Below are 16,726 nucleotides of genomic sequence, written 5' to 3' on the forward strand. Positions count from 1 at the left end.
ACAGCAACATTATCCAACAAAAGTCTAAAGATTTTGGCCGAATATGCCGATATATGTACCATTGTCTGACCAGACGAATTCAAACGGAACAGGAGTGAAAAAGCTTGCGCTTTAGAATGCAAAAAGTGTTCTTGTTGTTGCTTACAGTCGTCTTGAGCACATGCAGTTTTGGCGTCATGAGCGCATCGGCTGCGGATGTCATCACGAAGCTGGTATTGAACAAAAATGAAGTTTCGCTGGACGTGGGCAGCACCGCCAACCTGACAGCCACTGCGATTTACGACAACGGAAAGACGGAAACGGTAACGGTCAAAACCGAATGGAATTCCGAAGACCCGAACATCGCCTCGGTGTACGCCGGTGTCATTACGGCCAAAGCGGAAGGCGACGTGATCATTACGGCCAAATATATGACGGAGCAAGTTCCCGTCAAAGTAAAAGTGACCAAGCGGGTCAAATCGCTCATCAAAGACAAGCAAAAAATCGATCTGCGCAAAGGCCAAGCGGAGCAAGTTACGCTGAAAGCTTATTACGACGACGGCTCGTCGGAAGATGTGACCGCGAAAGCGGAATGGACCATCGACAACGGTACCATCGCCACCCTCTTCAACGGAAAAGTGACCGCTCAGGGCTCTGGCTCCGGCACCATTACGGCGAAGTTCGGCAATCAATCGGTCTCGATTCCGCTGACCGTCGAAGTGGTTAAACGCGTCGATGCCGACAAATCGAGGGTTTCGCTGCTGCTGAACCAATCGGAAACGATCCGGCTGCTCGCCACCTATCCGGACGGAACGACGGAAGATGTGACGGAAAGCGCCGACTGGACGTCCGACAACGCGGATGTCGCCGATGCGCTTAAAGGCAAAATTACCGGCTACGGTCCGGGACAGGCGAACATTACCGCCACCTACGGAACGAAGACGGCCAAGATTAAAGTGGACGTCGACAACGCCATCAAGCTCGACCTGAGCAAGCAAAACCTTCTTATGAAGAAAAGCACGACCGAGCAGTTGAAATTGACCGCCACTTATCCGAACGGAAATACGGAAGATATTACCGATCGTGCAGAGTGGTCGTCCTCCGACGATACGATCGTTTATGTCGTCAAAGGCAAAATCAGCGCCAACAAAACGGGTGAAGCGACCGTCACCGCCAAATACGGCGAGAAATCCGTAACTGCCGTCGTCGACGTAGACGTACCCCGCCGCTTGGAGCTGAGCAAAGACACGATTACTTTGAATTCGGGCAAATCGGAGCAGCTCACGCTCGACGCCACCTACGCCGACGGCAGCAGCGAAGATGTGACCAGCCAAGCGAAGTGGTCCTCCGACAAGGAAACGATCGCCAGCGTCATTAACGGTAAAGTCACCGCCGTGAAAGCGGGCGAAGCGACGATTACGGCCCAATACGGCGAGAAAACCGTAACCGCTAAAGTGCTGGTCGATATTCCTAACGTACTCGTACCGAGTAAGAAAAAAGTGAATTTCCAGATCGGAGATTCGGAGCAAATTACGCTGAAGGCCGTTTATCCGGACGGCGTAAATGAAGACGGTCTGGAGAAAAAAGCCGAGTGGACATCCTCGAACGACCAAATCGCCGAAGTGCGCGGCGGGATGATTACGGGGCTCGGAACGGGTACCGCCACGATCACCGCGAAGTTCGGCAACCGTTCGACGACCATCCAAGTGTCTGTCGGCGTATTGAAAACGTTGACTGCCGACGCAACGAGCCTTGTTCTGAAAAAAGGCGACACCCGGACGATCAAATTGGACGCGATGTATACGGACGGCAAGACGAACAACGTAGCGCAGGATGCGGAATGGACGAGCTCCAATCCGGCGGTCGCTTCGGTCAGCGAAGGCACGATCAAAGCGCTCGCTTCAGGTGAAACGACGATCACCGCAAAAGTCGACACGAAGACGGTGACGATTACCGTGCAAGTCGATATGGCCAGCACGCTGAAAGCCAGCCCGGCTTCCATTCAAATGGACTTGGGCGAAACCCGCACGATCAAGCTGACTTCCACCGATGCCAACGGCAAAGCGGAGGATGTGGAAGGCACGGCCGAATGGACTTCGGTGAGCCCGACGATCGCGCAGGTTGAGAAAGGGGTCGTGACCGCCTTAGCCCGCGGTAAAACGACCATCACGGCCAAATTCGGCGGAAAAACCGTAACGATCCCGGTCGACATCGGTTCCGTGACGGACCTGGTACCGAACAAGCGCTATATCCCGATGAAAACGGAAGGTACGTTCCAGGTTCAGCTAACGGCTACGATGGCGGACGGCACAACAAAAGACGTCACGTCGCAAGCCCAGTGGAAATCCACCAACTACAAACTGCTCGAGGTGGATAACGGTTTAGTGAAGGCCATCGCCTCCGGCAGCGCTTCGATCTCCGCCACCTTCAATGGTAAAAGCGTCGCGATCCCGGTTGACATCGACCGTCTCAAGTATTTGAAGACGGATGTCGTCAGCTTGAATATGAAGTCGGGCGAAACGCTGAATGTCAGAGCAACAGCGACGTTTATGGACGGTTCGGATGAGGACGTGACCGTATCCGGACTTTGGAGCTCCACTAACATTCGGGTAGCCGACGTGAAAGACGGAGTGATTAAAGCGACCGGAAAAGGACGCGCCACCATCACCGTTGGCTATGCGAGCAAGAAAACGACCATTCTTGTGAATGTAAACTAACCGGTAATAAGAACAACGTTCGGAACTCTGTATAGAGGAACCGGACGTTGTTTTTTTGTAAAAATTCGTTATATTCATTTCAGGGCCTTGGAGTCCCGGTTCCGCTATGCTAAGGTAAAAGCAATATAAGCTGAAAGGGTGACCGAAAGCCAATGATCCACTAATCCTATGCCAAAAAGAAACGATCGTAATCATTTTACGAGCTTTCTGGATAGGATTCGTGCGGGCTTTTTTATATATACAAATGAAGAACATGGCTTTGCTTTGCCGACGAAGCCGTGTACTTTGATTTGTGTTCGCATGTGCGCCTCCTATCCGGAAAAAGGATAAGGAGGCTTTTTTATTTTCCAACCTCGGCCATGCGTTTGCTTTCTAACCCCTGGTTGCTTAAAAATCCCCGGCTCCGGCACGGGTACCCTAAGGAGATCTCTATGCCACAAATTCATCCCAAAAAAATATTGCCCTTATTGATGATCAATATGTTCATCGTGATGGTCGGCGTCGGCTTGGTCACGCCCATTTTGCCGGCACTCATTACCGGCTTTGGCGCAAGCGGCCAAACGATCGGCTTCCTGGTAGCTGCGTATCGCATCACGCAATTTGTCTTGTCTCCCATAACAGGAAAGCTGTCCGATCAATACGGAAGAAAATTACTTATCGTTGCGGGAGTTGCCGTATTCGCCTTAGCCAAAATCATCTTCGCTATCGGCAGCGAGTTGTGGATGCTGTATTGTTCGCGGCTTCTGGAAGGCGTGGCGGGGGCCTTGCTTGTCCCTCCGATGATGGCGTATGTCGCCGATATGACAACGACGGAGGAACGGGCCAAAGGAAACGGGCTGTTGGGTGCAGCCATGTCCTTAGGCTTTGTTATCGGTCCCGGGCTTGGCGGACTTCTCGCAGGCTACGGGTTAAGAGTGCCGCTTTATGCGGCGGCTGGGGCTGCCATGCTGGCGGTGGTCATTTCGGTTATAGGTTTGCCGGAGCCTTTATCGAAGAAAGACATGATCGCTGCACGAGCCAAGGGAGCTCCAAAGCTATCGATCCTCAGACCGTACGCCGACTCGCTGAAATCCAACTATGCGTCCCTGTATATGATCGTTTTTGTGATGACCTTCGGGCTGGCCAATTTCGAATCCGTATTCGGCTTGTACGTCACGAACCGGTTTCAGTTCACGCCCCAAGCGATCTCCGTCATTTTGACGGCGGGTGCCGTCATTGGGGTCGGGATGCAGGCATTGCTGGTCGCCAGAGTGATCAAAGCGTTCGGTGAACAGCGGGTCATTCAAGCGTCTCTTCTGTTCACCTCTTTCGCTTTTGCGGTTCTGCTGCTGGTTCGAGGCTTTTGGACGATTTTTCTGGTGACGTCCTGCATCTTCTTCGCCATGTCCTTGCTGCGTCCCGCCCTGAACACTCGGATATCCAAGATGGCGGGAAACGAACAGGGAGCGGCAGCCGGGATGAACAACGCGTACATCAGTCTCGGCAATATTCTCGGGCCTTCTTTGGCAGGGCTGCTGTTCGATGTGAATGTGGTATGGCCTTTTCTTGCCGGCTGTTTCATTCTGTTGGTTACTTTTCTCATGACCTTGCGGTTGAAGTAGTTACGGCCGAAAAAGCAAAAAAGCTATTCCTCCATCTTCTCTTTGGAGGAATAGCTGTAAGATTACCCTTCGGACGCGACCAGCGGCGCCGGCAGCTTGCCTTGAGCGGGTAGCTCGCCGGCCAGCACGCGGGCCAGCGCCTTCATCGCGAACGGCGTATTCTCGTAGCACGCGAGGTAGATTTTTACCTCATCGGGCAAGACGCTGATGTCGAACGGATTGCGCGCCGCAGCGACGACCAGCTTCGCCTTTGGCAGCGCCGCGAGCGCATTGGCAAGCTCCACCTGCCCTCGCGAGAACGAGGCGTTGTAGGTCACCAGCACGATCTGCTCCGCGTCGCGGGCAAGCTCAACCACGCGTGCCTGCTCCTCCACTGTCGGCTGCACGCCGATCCGCTCCTCGCGCACTTGGTAATTCAGCTGCGCCAGCCAATAGCCTGCTGTCTCGCGGCGGGCCAGTACTTCGTCGACCTCGGTGCCGACTTGCACCTCCGGCCAGACGACGAGCACCGGCTTCGCCGGATCGAGCGGCAGCGCGGCTTCGCCCCGCAGCAGCGTCACGCTGCGCTCGGCAATGCGCTCCGCCAGCCGCTGCGACGCCTCGGTCGCCAGGCTCGCGCCCGGCGCCAGAGCCGCGCCCGCGACCGCTGCCGGCGCGACGCGGCGCTTGAGCGCGAGCAGGCGCTCTACCGAGCGGTCGATCCGCTCCTCGCGGATGCGGCCGCTCTCCACCGCCTGCACGAGCGCGTCCAGCGCCGTCTGCTGCCGCTCGATCCGGTGGCTGACCAGCACGAGGTCCGCCCCCGCCTCCACAGCCATCACCGCGCCTTCGGCAATGCCGTAATGCTCGGCAATCGCGCTCATCTCCAGGCAGTCGGTGACGACGACGCCGTCGTAGCCAAGCTCCTGCCGCAGCAGCCCGTCGATGACGCGGGACGACAGTGTCGCCGGCAGCCGCTCCGGCTCGACGGCCGGGAACAGCACGTGCGCGGTCATCACCGCATCGACGCCAAGCTCGGCCACCTGGCGGAACGGCGCGAGCTCCAGCCGGTCCAGCCGCTCCCGCGAATGCGGCACGACCGGTAGCGCAGTATGCGAGTCCTCGCCCGTATCGCCGTGGCCGGGAAAATGCTTCACCGTCGCGGCGACGCCCGCTTCTTGGTAGCCCCGCACGGCCGCCGTGCCGAGACGGCCGACCGTCTCCGCATCCCCGCCGTACGAACGGACGCCGATGACCGGGTTCAGCGGATTGTTGTTAATATCGAGACACGGCGCGAAGTTCATATTGATGCCCATCGCCTTCAGCTCGCTGCCTGTTACCTTGGCCGCTTCGTAAGCCGCCTCGGCATCTCCGGTCGCCCCCAGCGCCATGCTGCCGGGAATCGGCGTCACGCCTTGATCGATGCGCATCACCATCCCGCCCTCCTGATCGATCGCGATCAGAAGCGGCACGCCTCCATGGGCGAGCGCCAGCCGCTGCAGCGATGCCGATAGCTTCGCTACTTGAGCCGACTCCGTCAGATTGCGGCGAAAATAAATGATTCCGCCGAGATGCTCTTCCCGGATCAGCCGTTCGATATCTTCCGACGGCTCCGTGCCGTGGAAGCCGCACATCAGCATTTGACCGATTTTTTGCCGGAGCGTCAGTTCCCCGATTCCTTTAGACACCATCTGCAACTTCCTCCTCTGTCTCAAGCTCCGCCACGCCCGGCTTGGCCCGTTCCCGGAACTCGGTAGGGGTCATCCCCTCATATTTGTGAAATACTTTCGTAAAATAGCGCCGCTCCACGTAGCCTGCCAGCTTGCCGATTTGGGTAACGCTCTTGTCGCTGTGGAGGAGCAACGATTTGGCCAGCTCCATCCGTTCGCGCGTCAAGTATTCGAGGAACGTCTCCTGATGATGCTGCTTGAACAGCAGGCTGAAATAGCTGTTGCTGATTCCCAGATGCTGAGCCAGCTCCTCTACGCCCAGATCACGGGCCACATGCTTCTGAATGTACTCCCGGGCGGAAGCCATCAGCAGCTCGGGCGATTTGCGCCGGCCCGTGCTCACCTGCTGGCATTCCCGGATAAGCAGGTGTACGCACTCGACGAGTTCCTTCACGTTTAAGCTATCCTCCAGTTTGGCCCATACGGTCTGCTCCTGCGAGCTTCCAAGCAGCCCGACCGAACGCATTTCCCGCAGCAAATGCAGACACAGGAAATGCAGCATCTGCTCGGCGCGCATCGAGTTATGGCCGCCGGCTTCCTTGATGCTGCGGCCAAGCTCCTCAAGCGTCTGCTCGATCTTGGCGGAGTCTCCCTGCGTCAATCCGGTGGCGAGACCGTCGGCCAAGCCCCAGAACGAGCTTCCCGTCGCATCCGTTCCGGCCGTTTGCTCGTGAATCAGAATATGCCGGTTCTCCAGCGACAGCTGGAGGCCGCGCTGCACTTTGCGGTACGCGCCCGCCAGCTCCTCCGCCGCAAGTGGCGACGGGTACACCCCGATGCTAACGGATAGCTTGACGTAACGCTCCACCGCTTGCTGCACCTGCTCCGACCATGCCCTCAGCCGCTCCGACGCGATGGTCGAGGCGGCCATCGCTTCCGCCGGCGGCCCCGTCGCCGGAAGCGGAATAAGCACGCACCATTCCCCTTCCCGCGTCAGCAGGACCGCGTATTCGGCAAGCTCCGAACTAAGCGCATCCTGCAGCACGTTGCGCACGGCAAAATGCACTAGCTTGCGCTCCCGTTCGTCCTGACGCGCAATCTGGGAATAGTCGTCCAGATCGACGAGCAGCATCCAATAGCGCTGGTCGAGCCAAGAGCGATCCCCCTCTTCGCGAAGCCGGTGCAGCGGAAACGACGTATAGTCCATCAGCAGATCGAGCAAAATTTTTTCGTAAGCCAGCTCGGACAGCTCCCGCCATTTGGCCGTTTCCTTCAGCTCGTTGATCTTGATTTCGCGGATGCCCGCGGCCGTCCGCTCAATGACCAGTTGCAGCTCTTCGTAATCGATCGGCTTCAGGATATAGTCGCGCGCGCCATACTTGACGGCGGAACGGGCGTAGTCGAATTCCTGGAAGCCCGTCAGCATAATAATTTCGCCTTCGTAGCCGGACTCTCTCAGCTGCCGCAGCAGCTCGATGCCGTCCATAACCGGCATGCGGATATCCGACAAGATGAGATCCGGCTTCCCTTCGCGGGCTAGATCGAGCGCTTTGGCCCCGTTGGCTGCCGTGCCGATCAGCTCGATGTTCATCGCTTCCCAAGGAATGACCTTCTCCAGATTGCGGACGATATTGATTTCGTCGTCCACCAGCATGGCTTTGATTTTCATCGCGATCACCCGGTTGTTCGTTTTGGTATCGTGCAGCGAATGACCGTGCCGAAGCCCGGCCTACTGCAAATCATCATGCCATAGCGGCTGCCGTAATGGATGCGCAGGCGGTCCGCCACGTTCGGGATGCCAAGCCCGACCCGCTCCTCCGGCATCGGGGCTCCCGCTTCCGCCGAGCCGCCGCTGGACCTGCTCCCCGGCGTTCCATGCAGACGAAGCAGCACGTCGTCCGGAATACCGGCCCCGTTGTCCTGTACCCACAGCACGACAGCGTCCTCTGTCTCTTCCGCGGCAATCCACAAGAAGCCCTTCTGCCTCTCGGAATCGCCGTCTCCCGCGCTGCTCTCCATCCCTTCGAAGCCATGCTGAATGCTGTTCTCCAGCAGCGGCTGCAGCGTCAGCTTCAGAATCGGAGTCGAAAATAACGCAGGCGGCACGTCGATTTCGTATTCGAACAAATCTTCGAAACGGTATTTCTGGATTTCCAAATAATTGCGAACATGATCGATTTCCATCGACAGCGGAATTTCCTCTTTGTGGTAAAAGCTGACGCGTAAAATCGTCCCCAGCCGCTGGACCATCCGACTCACCTTGCGGCCTTCATTTTGCGCCGCAAGCGCATTGATCGACTCCAACGTATTGAACAGAAAATGCGGCTTGATCTGCGCCTGCATCAGCATCAGCTCCGCTTTGTTTTTCCGCTCCTGCTCCCGCTTTACGTCCTCCAGCAGCGTGCTGATCCGCTCGACCAAGCTGTTGAAGCCACGGGCGAGTGCGCTGGTCTCGTCCTTGCTATTCGCTTCGACGCGGATGCCGAGATCGCCGATCTCCACCTTTTTCATGGAGTTCACAATGTACAAAATAAAGCGAATCACGTGGCCGACGAACAGCATGTTGAACAGCAGGGCGCTGAGCAGCGACAAGATCGTAATCGCGCCGATCCATTGGATCACCTGCATCGACCGTCCGGACAAATATGCCCAAGGCGTGACGGAGACGACGCTCCAATTCATTTTGCCGAATTCGTCCAAATTCAGATGATGCACCGAGACGATGCTTTCGACGCCGTCGAATTTCATTTTGCCGCTCTCGTATTCCCCGCCCAGATGAATCGAGCCGTCAATGTGCGACGAAAGCGTTTGCCCCGAGAGTTTATCCTTGTTGTCCACCATGATCAGCCCATCCTGATTGACGATCATGAAGCGGACGCCATTGCTGTGGCTGGTGCCGAAATAGTTGAAAATGCGGTTCAACTCGCTGAATTGAAACTGCTGCAGCAAAATCCCACGGTTGTCGAGCGTATACATATCGTTGATCACTCGAATCATCGTAAATAGCGGCTTATTGCCGGTCCAATTCTCGAATTCGTGCGGACCGATCCAGCGGGGCACGCCGTTCAGGGCCATGACTTCGCCGAATACGGGCAGCTTCGCAAGCTCGGCAAAGGAAAGCGGTCTGTAACCGATTTTCCCCTGACTGAACGACTGCCGTTCAAAATCGTACAGCGTCACCGAATAAGCCGGAGTATAGGAAAGAAACGTTCGCTGCAGCAAGCGGTCGTATTCGGTCAAAGTGACGGCATCGACGCCGTCTTTGGCACCGAGCATCCGTTGGATGTCTTCCCGCTGCATCGACGCTTGAGAGAAATAGTTCGCTTCCTTCAGCACGTACGTAATATTGCGGCCGACGGCCTTCAGCGTAAATTCGGACTGCTCCGCATAGTTTTGCTGGATGATGCTCTGCGACAGCAAATACGTGATCGTTCCGAGCACGAACAGCGGCGCCACGATAAACGCCATGAACCCCAAAAACATTTTTTTCCGAAGATTCATCAAATGCCTGTCGTTCCTTTCTTATGCCGAAGGGTTCGCCGCTATGCTGCCGCTCTTCCGGCGAACCGCATCATCTCTTCGCTTCTTTGTTAGCGGCTTCCTGCACCCGCTGAAGCTTCTCCACCACCTGCTCTGCCGTCAGCTTGCCGCCGACAAACTCCTGCATGCCGGTTTCGAGCGCTTCGCGAACTTTGGCCTGAACGACCGCATCGAACGCCGGAAACTGCTTGAACCGGGTCGTCTGCATGATTTCGTCCACAATCGGATAAAAACCCGACTGGTCGATCAGCTTCATGGCGGGCAGGACGCCGTTTTCTTTCAATTGACGCCGCTGCATTTCGTCGCTGTACATAATGCGGATGAACGCTTTGACAGCTTCCTTCTCCTGTTCGCTAAGGTTCCCGGCGAAGCCATAGCCGTTCGAGTAGCTGCCGTTAATCCAGCCGCCGCCCTTCCCTCCGGTATCCGGGAAGTTGAAGAAGCCGACGTCGTTCGCGATCTTCGACCACTGGGGATCGGCAATCGCCCCGCTCGCCCAGCTCCCGTCGAACAGCATCGCCGCGTTGCCCGCGCGGAACTTGTACTGCTGCTCCGCATATTTAAGACCGAGGCTGCCTTCCTGAAAGTAGCCTCTTTTGACGAACAGCTCGTAGCGCTTGAAGCCGTCAAGCACGTCGGGATCGGTCCACTTGCGCGATCCGTTGACGAAGCCCTCGACGGAATCGGGGCCGGCCGTACGTACCCAAAGCGTGTTCATCAGCATGTTGATCACCCAGCCGTCGGCCGCTGCAAGCGCAAACGGCGTAATGCCGTTAGCCTTCGCCTTCTCCGCGATGGCGATAAGCTCCTCCCACGTTTTGGGTACTTCTACGCCCAGCTCCTTAAATATCTTCTTGTTATAGTACACGCCTTCCACGAAGGACGCCGTCGGTAGTCCGTAAATTTTACCGTCAACCGTGAACTCGTCCAAATCGAAAAAACGGTCCTTAAGCTTCATCTCCTCCAGAATCGGGGTCAAATCCATCAGTCGACCGGCTTTGACATATTTCTGCGTATCCGAGCCGCCGAACAAGTCGAATATTTTGGGCGGCGAGCCCGCGGCCATCTCGGCCGGAAGCTTCTCGAAGCGGTTCACCTTGTCTTCGATGCCCTCAAGTTCCACCGTCAGCCCGGGAACGGCGGCTTCCATCCTTTTGGCGACGTCTTCCAGCAGCTTCAGCTTAAGCCTGGCATCGTCGCGGACCTGGGTATGCCGCAGCGAGATCGTGAACGGCTTCGCCTGCCTTACACCTGCCTGATCGCCTCCCGCAGGGGCCGGCGCACCGAGCTGACCGCATCCGGCGACAAAGCCCGAACACAGCAGCAGGGAGGTCAATTGGAGCGGCCGCCGTTTGTCTATCATCCGTACCCCTCCTTCGGGAACCGCCAGTTATCCACTCTCGATTATAGTACGCGCCCCGCCGCGGACGGCAGGGTTTGATTTTCACAACAGGGGGATAAATTCGTCTAATCAATTGGGTATATTTGGAGTATGCCACGGCGGCGGGGAAAAGGGAAGAGGAAAGGGGCAACAGATCATTGGAGCTGTTCTGCGCGAAGACCGGCAATCGTACCTGCATTAATTGTTTAATGATTCACAAACTCAACCTGTTCCCCGTTAATCGTCACCTGAATCGTAGACGGGTTCTGGCTAATAAAAGGCGGCAGCTTCGAGTGAATGCTAGCGAAATCCACCTCGGCAAACACGTTTTCATCAAAATCAATTTCTTCCGATGTAAATGCATGCCATTCCTTGCCAAGCCACTTTTGCCAATCGTCGTTATACTGATCTTTCTTGAATGTTAATTCAACACCATCTTGAATCATAACCACGTTTTCTATGCTGCAATTGGGGCAATAGAGGAGAATCGGTATTTGGATTTTCTTTCCCTCGGGATATCTGTTTCCATACTCCACCAAACCAAATCCTACACCTTCAGCCCCTGCCACAAAATCGATTTCCTTTGAAAAAGGATATATTTTGCCGTTGTATTTAAAAAATGGGGTAGCTTTTTTCGTTGGCGGCAAGATCAACGCGTCGTTGCAAGGCTTTGTGAGTTCTCCGAGTTCATTCCCCCACGTTTCCCTGTTAACTTCAACCGCTTTGTTTAATGGACCTGCATCCGTTACAGGTACCTGTGGTGTAAAACCAGTCTTCTCCCCAAATACCATAGGTTCATAATATTGGGTTACTTCATTATCCGGAAATCCAACGACTCCGTTTAATACCCCCGTTCTCTGGGAATGAATCGTTGCAAATACCAGAGAGTTCGCATACTTGTCATTACGCGTAACGAATATCGGATTATCCTTCATAAATACCGACTGTTCCGGATTCTTGGCGGAAACGGATTGTTTGGTCATGATGAAATTTAACAAGGGAAAAATTCGCAATCCTGATTGATAATCAACCGTTCCGTCCTTGATAGAAAACTGCCCCCGATCCTCCAATGCTTTTTGACACGAGATGATTTCCTTCGAGGCTGGCTTAGGGGGATTTTTCGGAACGCTTTTCTTCGGTCCGGTATTTTTTTCTTCGCTATCCATTCTGATGTTATCGTTATTCACGGCGACCTTGATACTTTCGGGAGATTTCGAATCCATATTTCCCGTACATGCGGTTAGCATGGAAAGGATGGTCGTGACGACCATCCATTGCAGCAGACGCTTCAAGAAGATCCTCCTCTCCTCCTCGGTGCATTACAAGAAATGCTGCGGCTTCGTATCGACTCTCCAGCCCGACTTATCGATATATTTAAACGTTATCTCGATCGTCTTCGTTTCCGCTGAAGCATCAAGCAATCCCACTTTAAAAAGAAACGTCACTTTATTTCCGTCTTTTGTGGTCTTTGTTACCTTAATGCCGCTCCAGTCATACATGGAGCCCCAGTCCAAGGGACTAAAAGCTAGTTTATTGTCAACTTTTCGTAGATTGAGCTGACCGATAATCGTGTCGGCGATAGGAGAAGTGAAGGCTTCCTCCAAGTACTTTTGAATTTTTTCTTTGGAATTCAGCTCAGCGCAAATAAAAGCATACCCGCCATCCTCGTCGTTGATATAGTTGAAATCATCGCAAGGACCGCCTTTTTGCAACAGCTTGTAGTTTCTGTCCCGAGCCTCATCCATAAGTTTAATGGCCGCATCAACCGTTAGTTCCGGCGTTGACTCCGACGCAGCCCCAGTTTTCGGCGCGGGAGCTGCTGCCGGTGCTGTTTCGGTTTTCTGTGCCGGGGTTGCTGCCGGTGCTGTTTCAATTTTCGGTGCCGGGGTTGCTACCGGTGCTGAAGGCGTCGCTGGCGTTGTTGGGGATACCGAATTTTGTTGGCTTTGCCCGTCATTTTTTCCGGTAGTTTGAGCGCTTTCCGCAGGCGAAGTTTGATGATTCTGTCCTGCACAACCGGCAGCCAGCATGAGAACAAACAAAGCTATAGCAATTAACCATAGTTTTACTATTTTTTCGTTCAGCTTCAAAAATACTTTATCGTTCAGCATGACGTACTCCTCTATCCTCATTTTGGCTTAAACTCCCGGACGCTCAATATTTGTCCTTTTGATTTATAGATCTGCATATGATCCAATGTCGTTTGCACTCCGCCCCACGGATCGATAATGATAATATCCGAGTCCTTGTTTCCTTCGTTCGTATATCCGATAACTACTGCAAAGTGTGTGCTGGCCTTGCCATTCCGATCGTGTCCGTCACTTGAAACAATGCAAGGCAATCCCTTGTCAATGGACGCTCTGATATGCCGATACACATCGTTTTTCGTAAAGCTTTTGCCCACATCATACCTTTGGTAAGACAAATCTACCGCTTTAGAGGCTCGAGGAAAATCCATAGCGTTTCCTGGCGCATACTTTTTGCTTACCGAATTGAAATCCGTGTCGGCTCCATAAAAATTAGCCACCATCGTAAATGACGCAATTGCGCAGCCGGAAGCGGAGAACGGAATTTGGTCTACCGCAGGTACTCCTTTGATTATGTGGTTGCCAGAAGGTGTAGGGGTTGGAGTCGGCTTTGGAGTTGGCTTCGGTGACGGGTTTTGTACACCGGAGCTTCCGTTTCCGGCACTTCCCGATACAGACTCAATGGCTTTTAACAGGATATACACGCCTGGTTGGCGGTCGACCACATTCGGATCGAATTTCCCGTCTGAAACATACTTTCCTTTGGTATATACATTTGTTCCGCTATAGGCATACGGGCTGACGAGGTCATTTTTCAGGTATCCTTTACCGTTATACATTTCCGCATATGCCATCATGGCGACCAAGTCATTGGATGTTACGCTTAAATGATAAAATTTGATCAGGTCTTTTTTGTCCAATATTGCGTCTACCGCAGCCTCTTCAAAGTCTGTAAAAAATTTCCCCTTAGGTACTTTCTTCGTTACTTTTCCAAGCTTCTCTCCATTATGCAAATAAGCCGAAAAATCGCAGGACGCCTCCCGATAGTGAATGGCGGCAATCAACTGCGGAGGAACGCCCGTTTTTTTAGAAATTCGTTCGTAAATGTCTATATTTTTCTTGTAAATTTCCGCGAATTTTTGCAATTCTTTTCCGAATTTGTCCTGATCGATCTTGTTAATTTTTCTTACCATTTCTTTGGCATGGTTATAGATCGGACCCGGATCGGGATTTTGCGTGCCTGACGAATCATAGCCTGCGCCCTGCGAGCTTCCTTCCCCTCCGCTTGGCTTCGCAGCCTTGTTAAAATTCTGCTTTGCCCATTCCGCTTCTTTCGGGGAACCGTACAAAATTTTCTCCGCAAGATACAACCTATCGTTGGCCCATTTATCGCCGCCCGGCTTACGGGTCATATTATAAAGATACTGTGCGTTGTTCTCCCATTCCGTTTTGTCATATACGCCGTTCCATGCTCTGTCCTGGGCATTCGAATACTTGCTTAGAGGATGGCTCCTGTTATCGGCCACGACTCTCCCCGCTTCTTCGATGCTGTGATCGATCGTGATCGTCCCGCCCATATGCTCGCGCGCGTACTTGGCGCTGGCCGCCACTCCGCTGGCATCACCGCCCGCTTGTGTCGGGGTTGCCCAGATTTGCTTCGCGCCCCAGATCATTTCATTGCCGACCATTCGCTGCGCATCGGCCAAATCATCCTGCAGCGTAATCGTTCCGCCCATGGTACGGCCTTTGGCTGCCAGCTTCTCGGCTTTCTCTTTATTGGCCGGATCGTGCTCTTTATGCGCCTCCGCCCATAAAATTTTCGCCGACAAAATCATCTGATTGCCGACCATCCGTTTCATCTCTTCCGTATCGCAGTTCGGGATGGTCCCACCCGATTTACGGGCTTCCCTGGCGTCCTGCTCCGCCTGTTTTTTTCCCGCCTCGTCCCCTTTCTTTTGCGCATCCAGCCATGCCATCCGGGCATCCAATATCCGCTCGTTGGCTACGATATTTCGTGCCAGCTCCTGATCGATCTCGCGGGAGATGACTCCGCCCATCTTCCGTCCGATGACCGCCAGATCGTCGGCTTTGTTTTTAAGCCGCTGCTTCTCTATGGCATTCTTCTCGGCATCTGCCTGGGCCCGTATTTTCTTCGCTTCCCAGATCATTTCGTTCCCGGCCTTCCGCCGCGCGTCCTCCGGAGTGTCCCATCCGTTCGGAATAACGATAAACGGGTCTACGCCTTCGTCCATGCTTCGTTTCCATTCTGCGATCATTTCTTCCTTGGTCGGTTCTCGCTCCAGAACCTGAGCGCCTGTCGTAGCTTTCGGCACCTGACTCCCTCCTCGCTTCGCCCCTTGACATGTGATCTGTATGGTCTGCCGCTAGTTCGTTTTCACCTTATCTCCCTGAAGCTTCACGTTGCCGTCCAGCTCGACCAGACTCGTTTTACATTTCAGGCCCAGCGTGTTCTGCGCCGATATTTGCACCGTATTTCCGGCATGCAGAGATAAATTCCCATCCGCTTTGACCCGAATGTCTTTTTTACTGCGAATTTCAATGCCATGATCGTCGATTAAACGAATCAGCACTTCATCGTCTTTGCCGGTAATTAAAATTTCATTGTTTGTGAAGGCGATCGCTTTCCGGTGCTTGGTCATAAAAATTTTGACCTCCGGCTTCTTGATCAAATCTCCATCTTTTGTTTTCATACGGATCGAATGTGTAACGATAGCTTCCTCTTCGTTATCCGAGGGGAAATAGATGTTCACTTCGTCGTCCAGCTCCGGCATACAATACCATCCCGTATCGCCTTCCGCGGTATAAAACGTGGCGTGGGGGAACGAGCAGGTTTCTGCGACAGCAGGCTTCGCCTTATCGATTTCGTGAAAATGCACCTTGATCCGGTCTTCCTCGATCCCGATCACTTTTCCTCGAACGGATGACCCTTTGAGCTTGCTGTTCCGCAGACGTTTTTGCTGCAATCCGTCAGAGGTGGTCAGCACATATTCATGCTTGAGCACCCCGTGCCTGATGGCGGCAATCGACTGAAAGACGTATAACGGACGATTCTTATAAGTAACGGAATCCCCAATGTTCAGCAGCACGTCTTTTTTGCCGGTGCTGTGTATTTTATAGTACAGTAAGTTGCTGTTCTCGCTTTCGATTCCAGAACCGATCCTGCGGGTGACCGAAAAGTTAAAGTTTGTGAGCTCGCCCTTTTCCACGCCGTGCGGCAGGCCAAAATAAAACTGCGGCTTCACTGCCGTCGGACTCGGAATCAGCCCCCAGCCAAAACGGGACGCCATTCGTTTCATAAATTCCCAATCCGTCTCGTCGTACTGCATCGTGAACTTCTGTAGGGTCGTCTGATCCAGGCTGCTGTTCCAGTTGGCCCCGGAATAATTCCCTAAGAGGTTTTCGACCAGCTTGTGATACGTCAGCTTCTGATTCTGGAACGTTCTGCGATTGATCTTCATGTCCATTGCATACGTATTGGACACGGCTTCGCCGACGATATAGTACACGTTCGCCGCAGCTCTTACCCGAATATTCATCAGCCGTCCTTTGAACAGGTCGATGAGCTTCCCGTCTTCCTTACGATAAGAAATTTCCAACGTTGTCGACGATTCCGCCATCTCCACGTACCGTTCTTTCACATCGTCCCTGACAATTCCGGTGAAATAAGCCTTGGCATGATCGTTGATCCGTTGGGTAATTCGAACCTTAGGATTCGTTAGCGCGATTGCCGTTTGGTTTATTCGTATGATGGGTTCCATGAGCGTCGCTCCTTTTATGATGATAGGAATGTTAGCCGATATGGTCGATATGC

General features: G+C 53.8%; 10 protein-coding genes. 2 read left to right on the forward strand and 8 right to left on the reverse strand.

The window, feature by feature from the left end; genetic code table 11:
- The first annotated feature begins 104 nt into the window (after nt 1–104).
- Both ET33_RS08020 and ET33_RS08025 read left to right on the forward strand, forming a co-directional pair.
- Entirely contained in the window at nt 105–2,696 is a 2,592-nt protein-coding gene (locus tag ET33_RS08020) for an Ig-like domain-containing protein (protein ID WP_235206663.1), read from the forward strand.
- Nucleotides 2,697–3,127: 431 nt separating this feature from the next.
- Complete coding sequence (locus ET33_RS08025; protein ID WP_036679063.1) at nt 3,128–4,297, forward strand: MFS transporter; 1,170 nt, start codon at nt 3,128–3,130, stop codon at nt 4,295–4,297.
- 62 nt (nt 4,298–4,359) lie between these two features.
- Here the strand turns inward: ET33_RS08025 and nagZ are convergent, their stop codons facing one another.
- The 8 genes from nagZ to ET33_RS08065 form a co-directional block, all read right to left on the reverse strand.
- Nucleotides 4,360–5,967 carry a beta-N-acetylhexosaminidase gene (gene nagZ, locus ET33_RS08030; RefSeq protein WP_036679065.1) on the reverse strand — a complete coding sequence of 536 codons (1,608 nt, stop codon included), beginning with the start codon at nt 5,965–5,967 and terminating at the stop codon, nt 4,360–4,362.
- Nucleotides 5,957–7,615, reverse strand: a complete 1,659-nt coding sequence (locus tag ET33_RS08035; RefSeq protein WP_036679067.1) for a response regulator transcription factor — start codon at nt 7,613–7,615, stop codon at nt 5,957–5,959. The genes nagZ and ET33_RS08035 overlap by 11 nt, the downstream gene beginning before the upstream one ends.
- A 5-nt stretch (nt 7,616–7,620) precedes the next feature.
- The gene (locus ET33_RS08040; RefSeq protein ID WP_036679069.1) at nt 7,621–9,447 is read right to left on the reverse strand and encodes a cache domain-containing sensor histidine kinase; all 1,827 of its coding nucleotides are present in this window, start codon (nt 9,445–9,447) and stop codon (nt 7,621–7,623) included.
- Between the two features lie 70 nt (nt 9,448–9,517).
- Nucleotides 9,518–10,849: an extracellular solute-binding protein gene (locus ET33_RS08045; protein ID WP_036679072.1), complete on the reverse strand. Its 1,332-nt coding sequence runs from the start codon at nt 10,847–10,849 to the stop codon at nt 9,518–9,520.
- A gap of 224 nt (nt 10,850–11,073) precedes the next feature.
- Nucleotides 11,074–12,159, reverse strand: coding sequence for a hypothetical protein (locus ET33_RS08050; RefSeq protein WP_036679074.1), 1,086 nt, complete (start codon nt 12,157–12,159; stop codon nt 11,074–11,076).
- A 27-nt stretch (nt 12,160–12,186) separates the two neighbouring features.
- On the reverse strand, nt 12,187–12,978 hold the full coding sequence (locus ET33_RS08055; protein ID WP_152570605.1) for a DL-endopeptidase inhibitor IseA family protein: 792 nt from the start codon (nt 12,976–12,978) through the stop codon (nt 12,187–12,189).
- 17 nt (nt 12,979–12,995) lie between these two features.
- The gene (locus tag ET33_RS36305; RefSeq protein WP_051775181.1) at nt 12,996–15,227 is read right to left on the reverse strand and encodes a C39 family peptidase; all 2,232 of its coding nucleotides are present in this window, start codon (nt 15,225–15,227) and stop codon (nt 12,996–12,998) included.
- A gap of 51 nt (nt 15,228–15,278) precedes the next feature.
- Entirely contained in the window at nt 15,279–16,673 is a 1,395-nt protein-coding gene (locus ET33_RS08065; protein ID WP_036679077.1) for a hypothetical protein, read from the reverse strand.
- Between the last annotated feature and the right edge of the window lie 53 nt (nt 16,674–16,726).

This window comes from Paenibacillus tyrphae, from assembly GCF_000722545.1.
GTDB classification, from domain to species: Bacteria; Bacillota; Bacilli; order Paenibacillales; family NBRC-103111; genus Paenibacillus_G; species Paenibacillus_G tyrfis.

What these genes read in the sequence shown, in the direction of transcription:
- ET33_RS08025 (WP_036679063.1), top strand. Translation starts at nt 3,128, where the DNA reads ATGCCACAAATTCATCCCAAAAAAATATTGCCCTTATTGATGATCAAT.
- nagZ (WP_036679065.1), bottom strand. Translation starts at nt 5,967, where the DNA reads ATGGTGTCTAAAGGAATCGGGGAACTGACGCTCCGGCAAAAAATCGGT.
- ET33_RS08035 (WP_036679067.1), bottom strand. Translation starts at nt 7,615, where the DNA reads ATGAAAATCAAAGCCATGCTGGTGGACGACGAAATCAATATCGTCCGC.
- ET33_RS08040 (WP_036679069.1), bottom strand. Translation starts at nt 9,447, where the DNA reads ATGAATCTTCGGAAAAAAATGTTTTTGGGGTTCATGGCGTTTATCGTG.
- ET33_RS08045 (WP_036679072.1), bottom strand. Translation starts at nt 10,849, where the DNA reads ATGATAGACAAACGGCGGCCGCTCCAATTGACCTCCCTGCTGCTGTGT.
- ET33_RS08055 (WP_152570605.1), bottom strand. Translation starts at nt 12,978, where the DNA reads ATGCTGAACGATAAAGTATTTTTGAAGCTGAACGAAAAAATAGTAAAA.
- ET33_RS08065 (WP_036679077.1), bottom strand. Translation starts at nt 16,673, where the DNA reads ATGGAACCCATCATACGAATAAACCAAACGGCAATCGCGCTAACGAAT.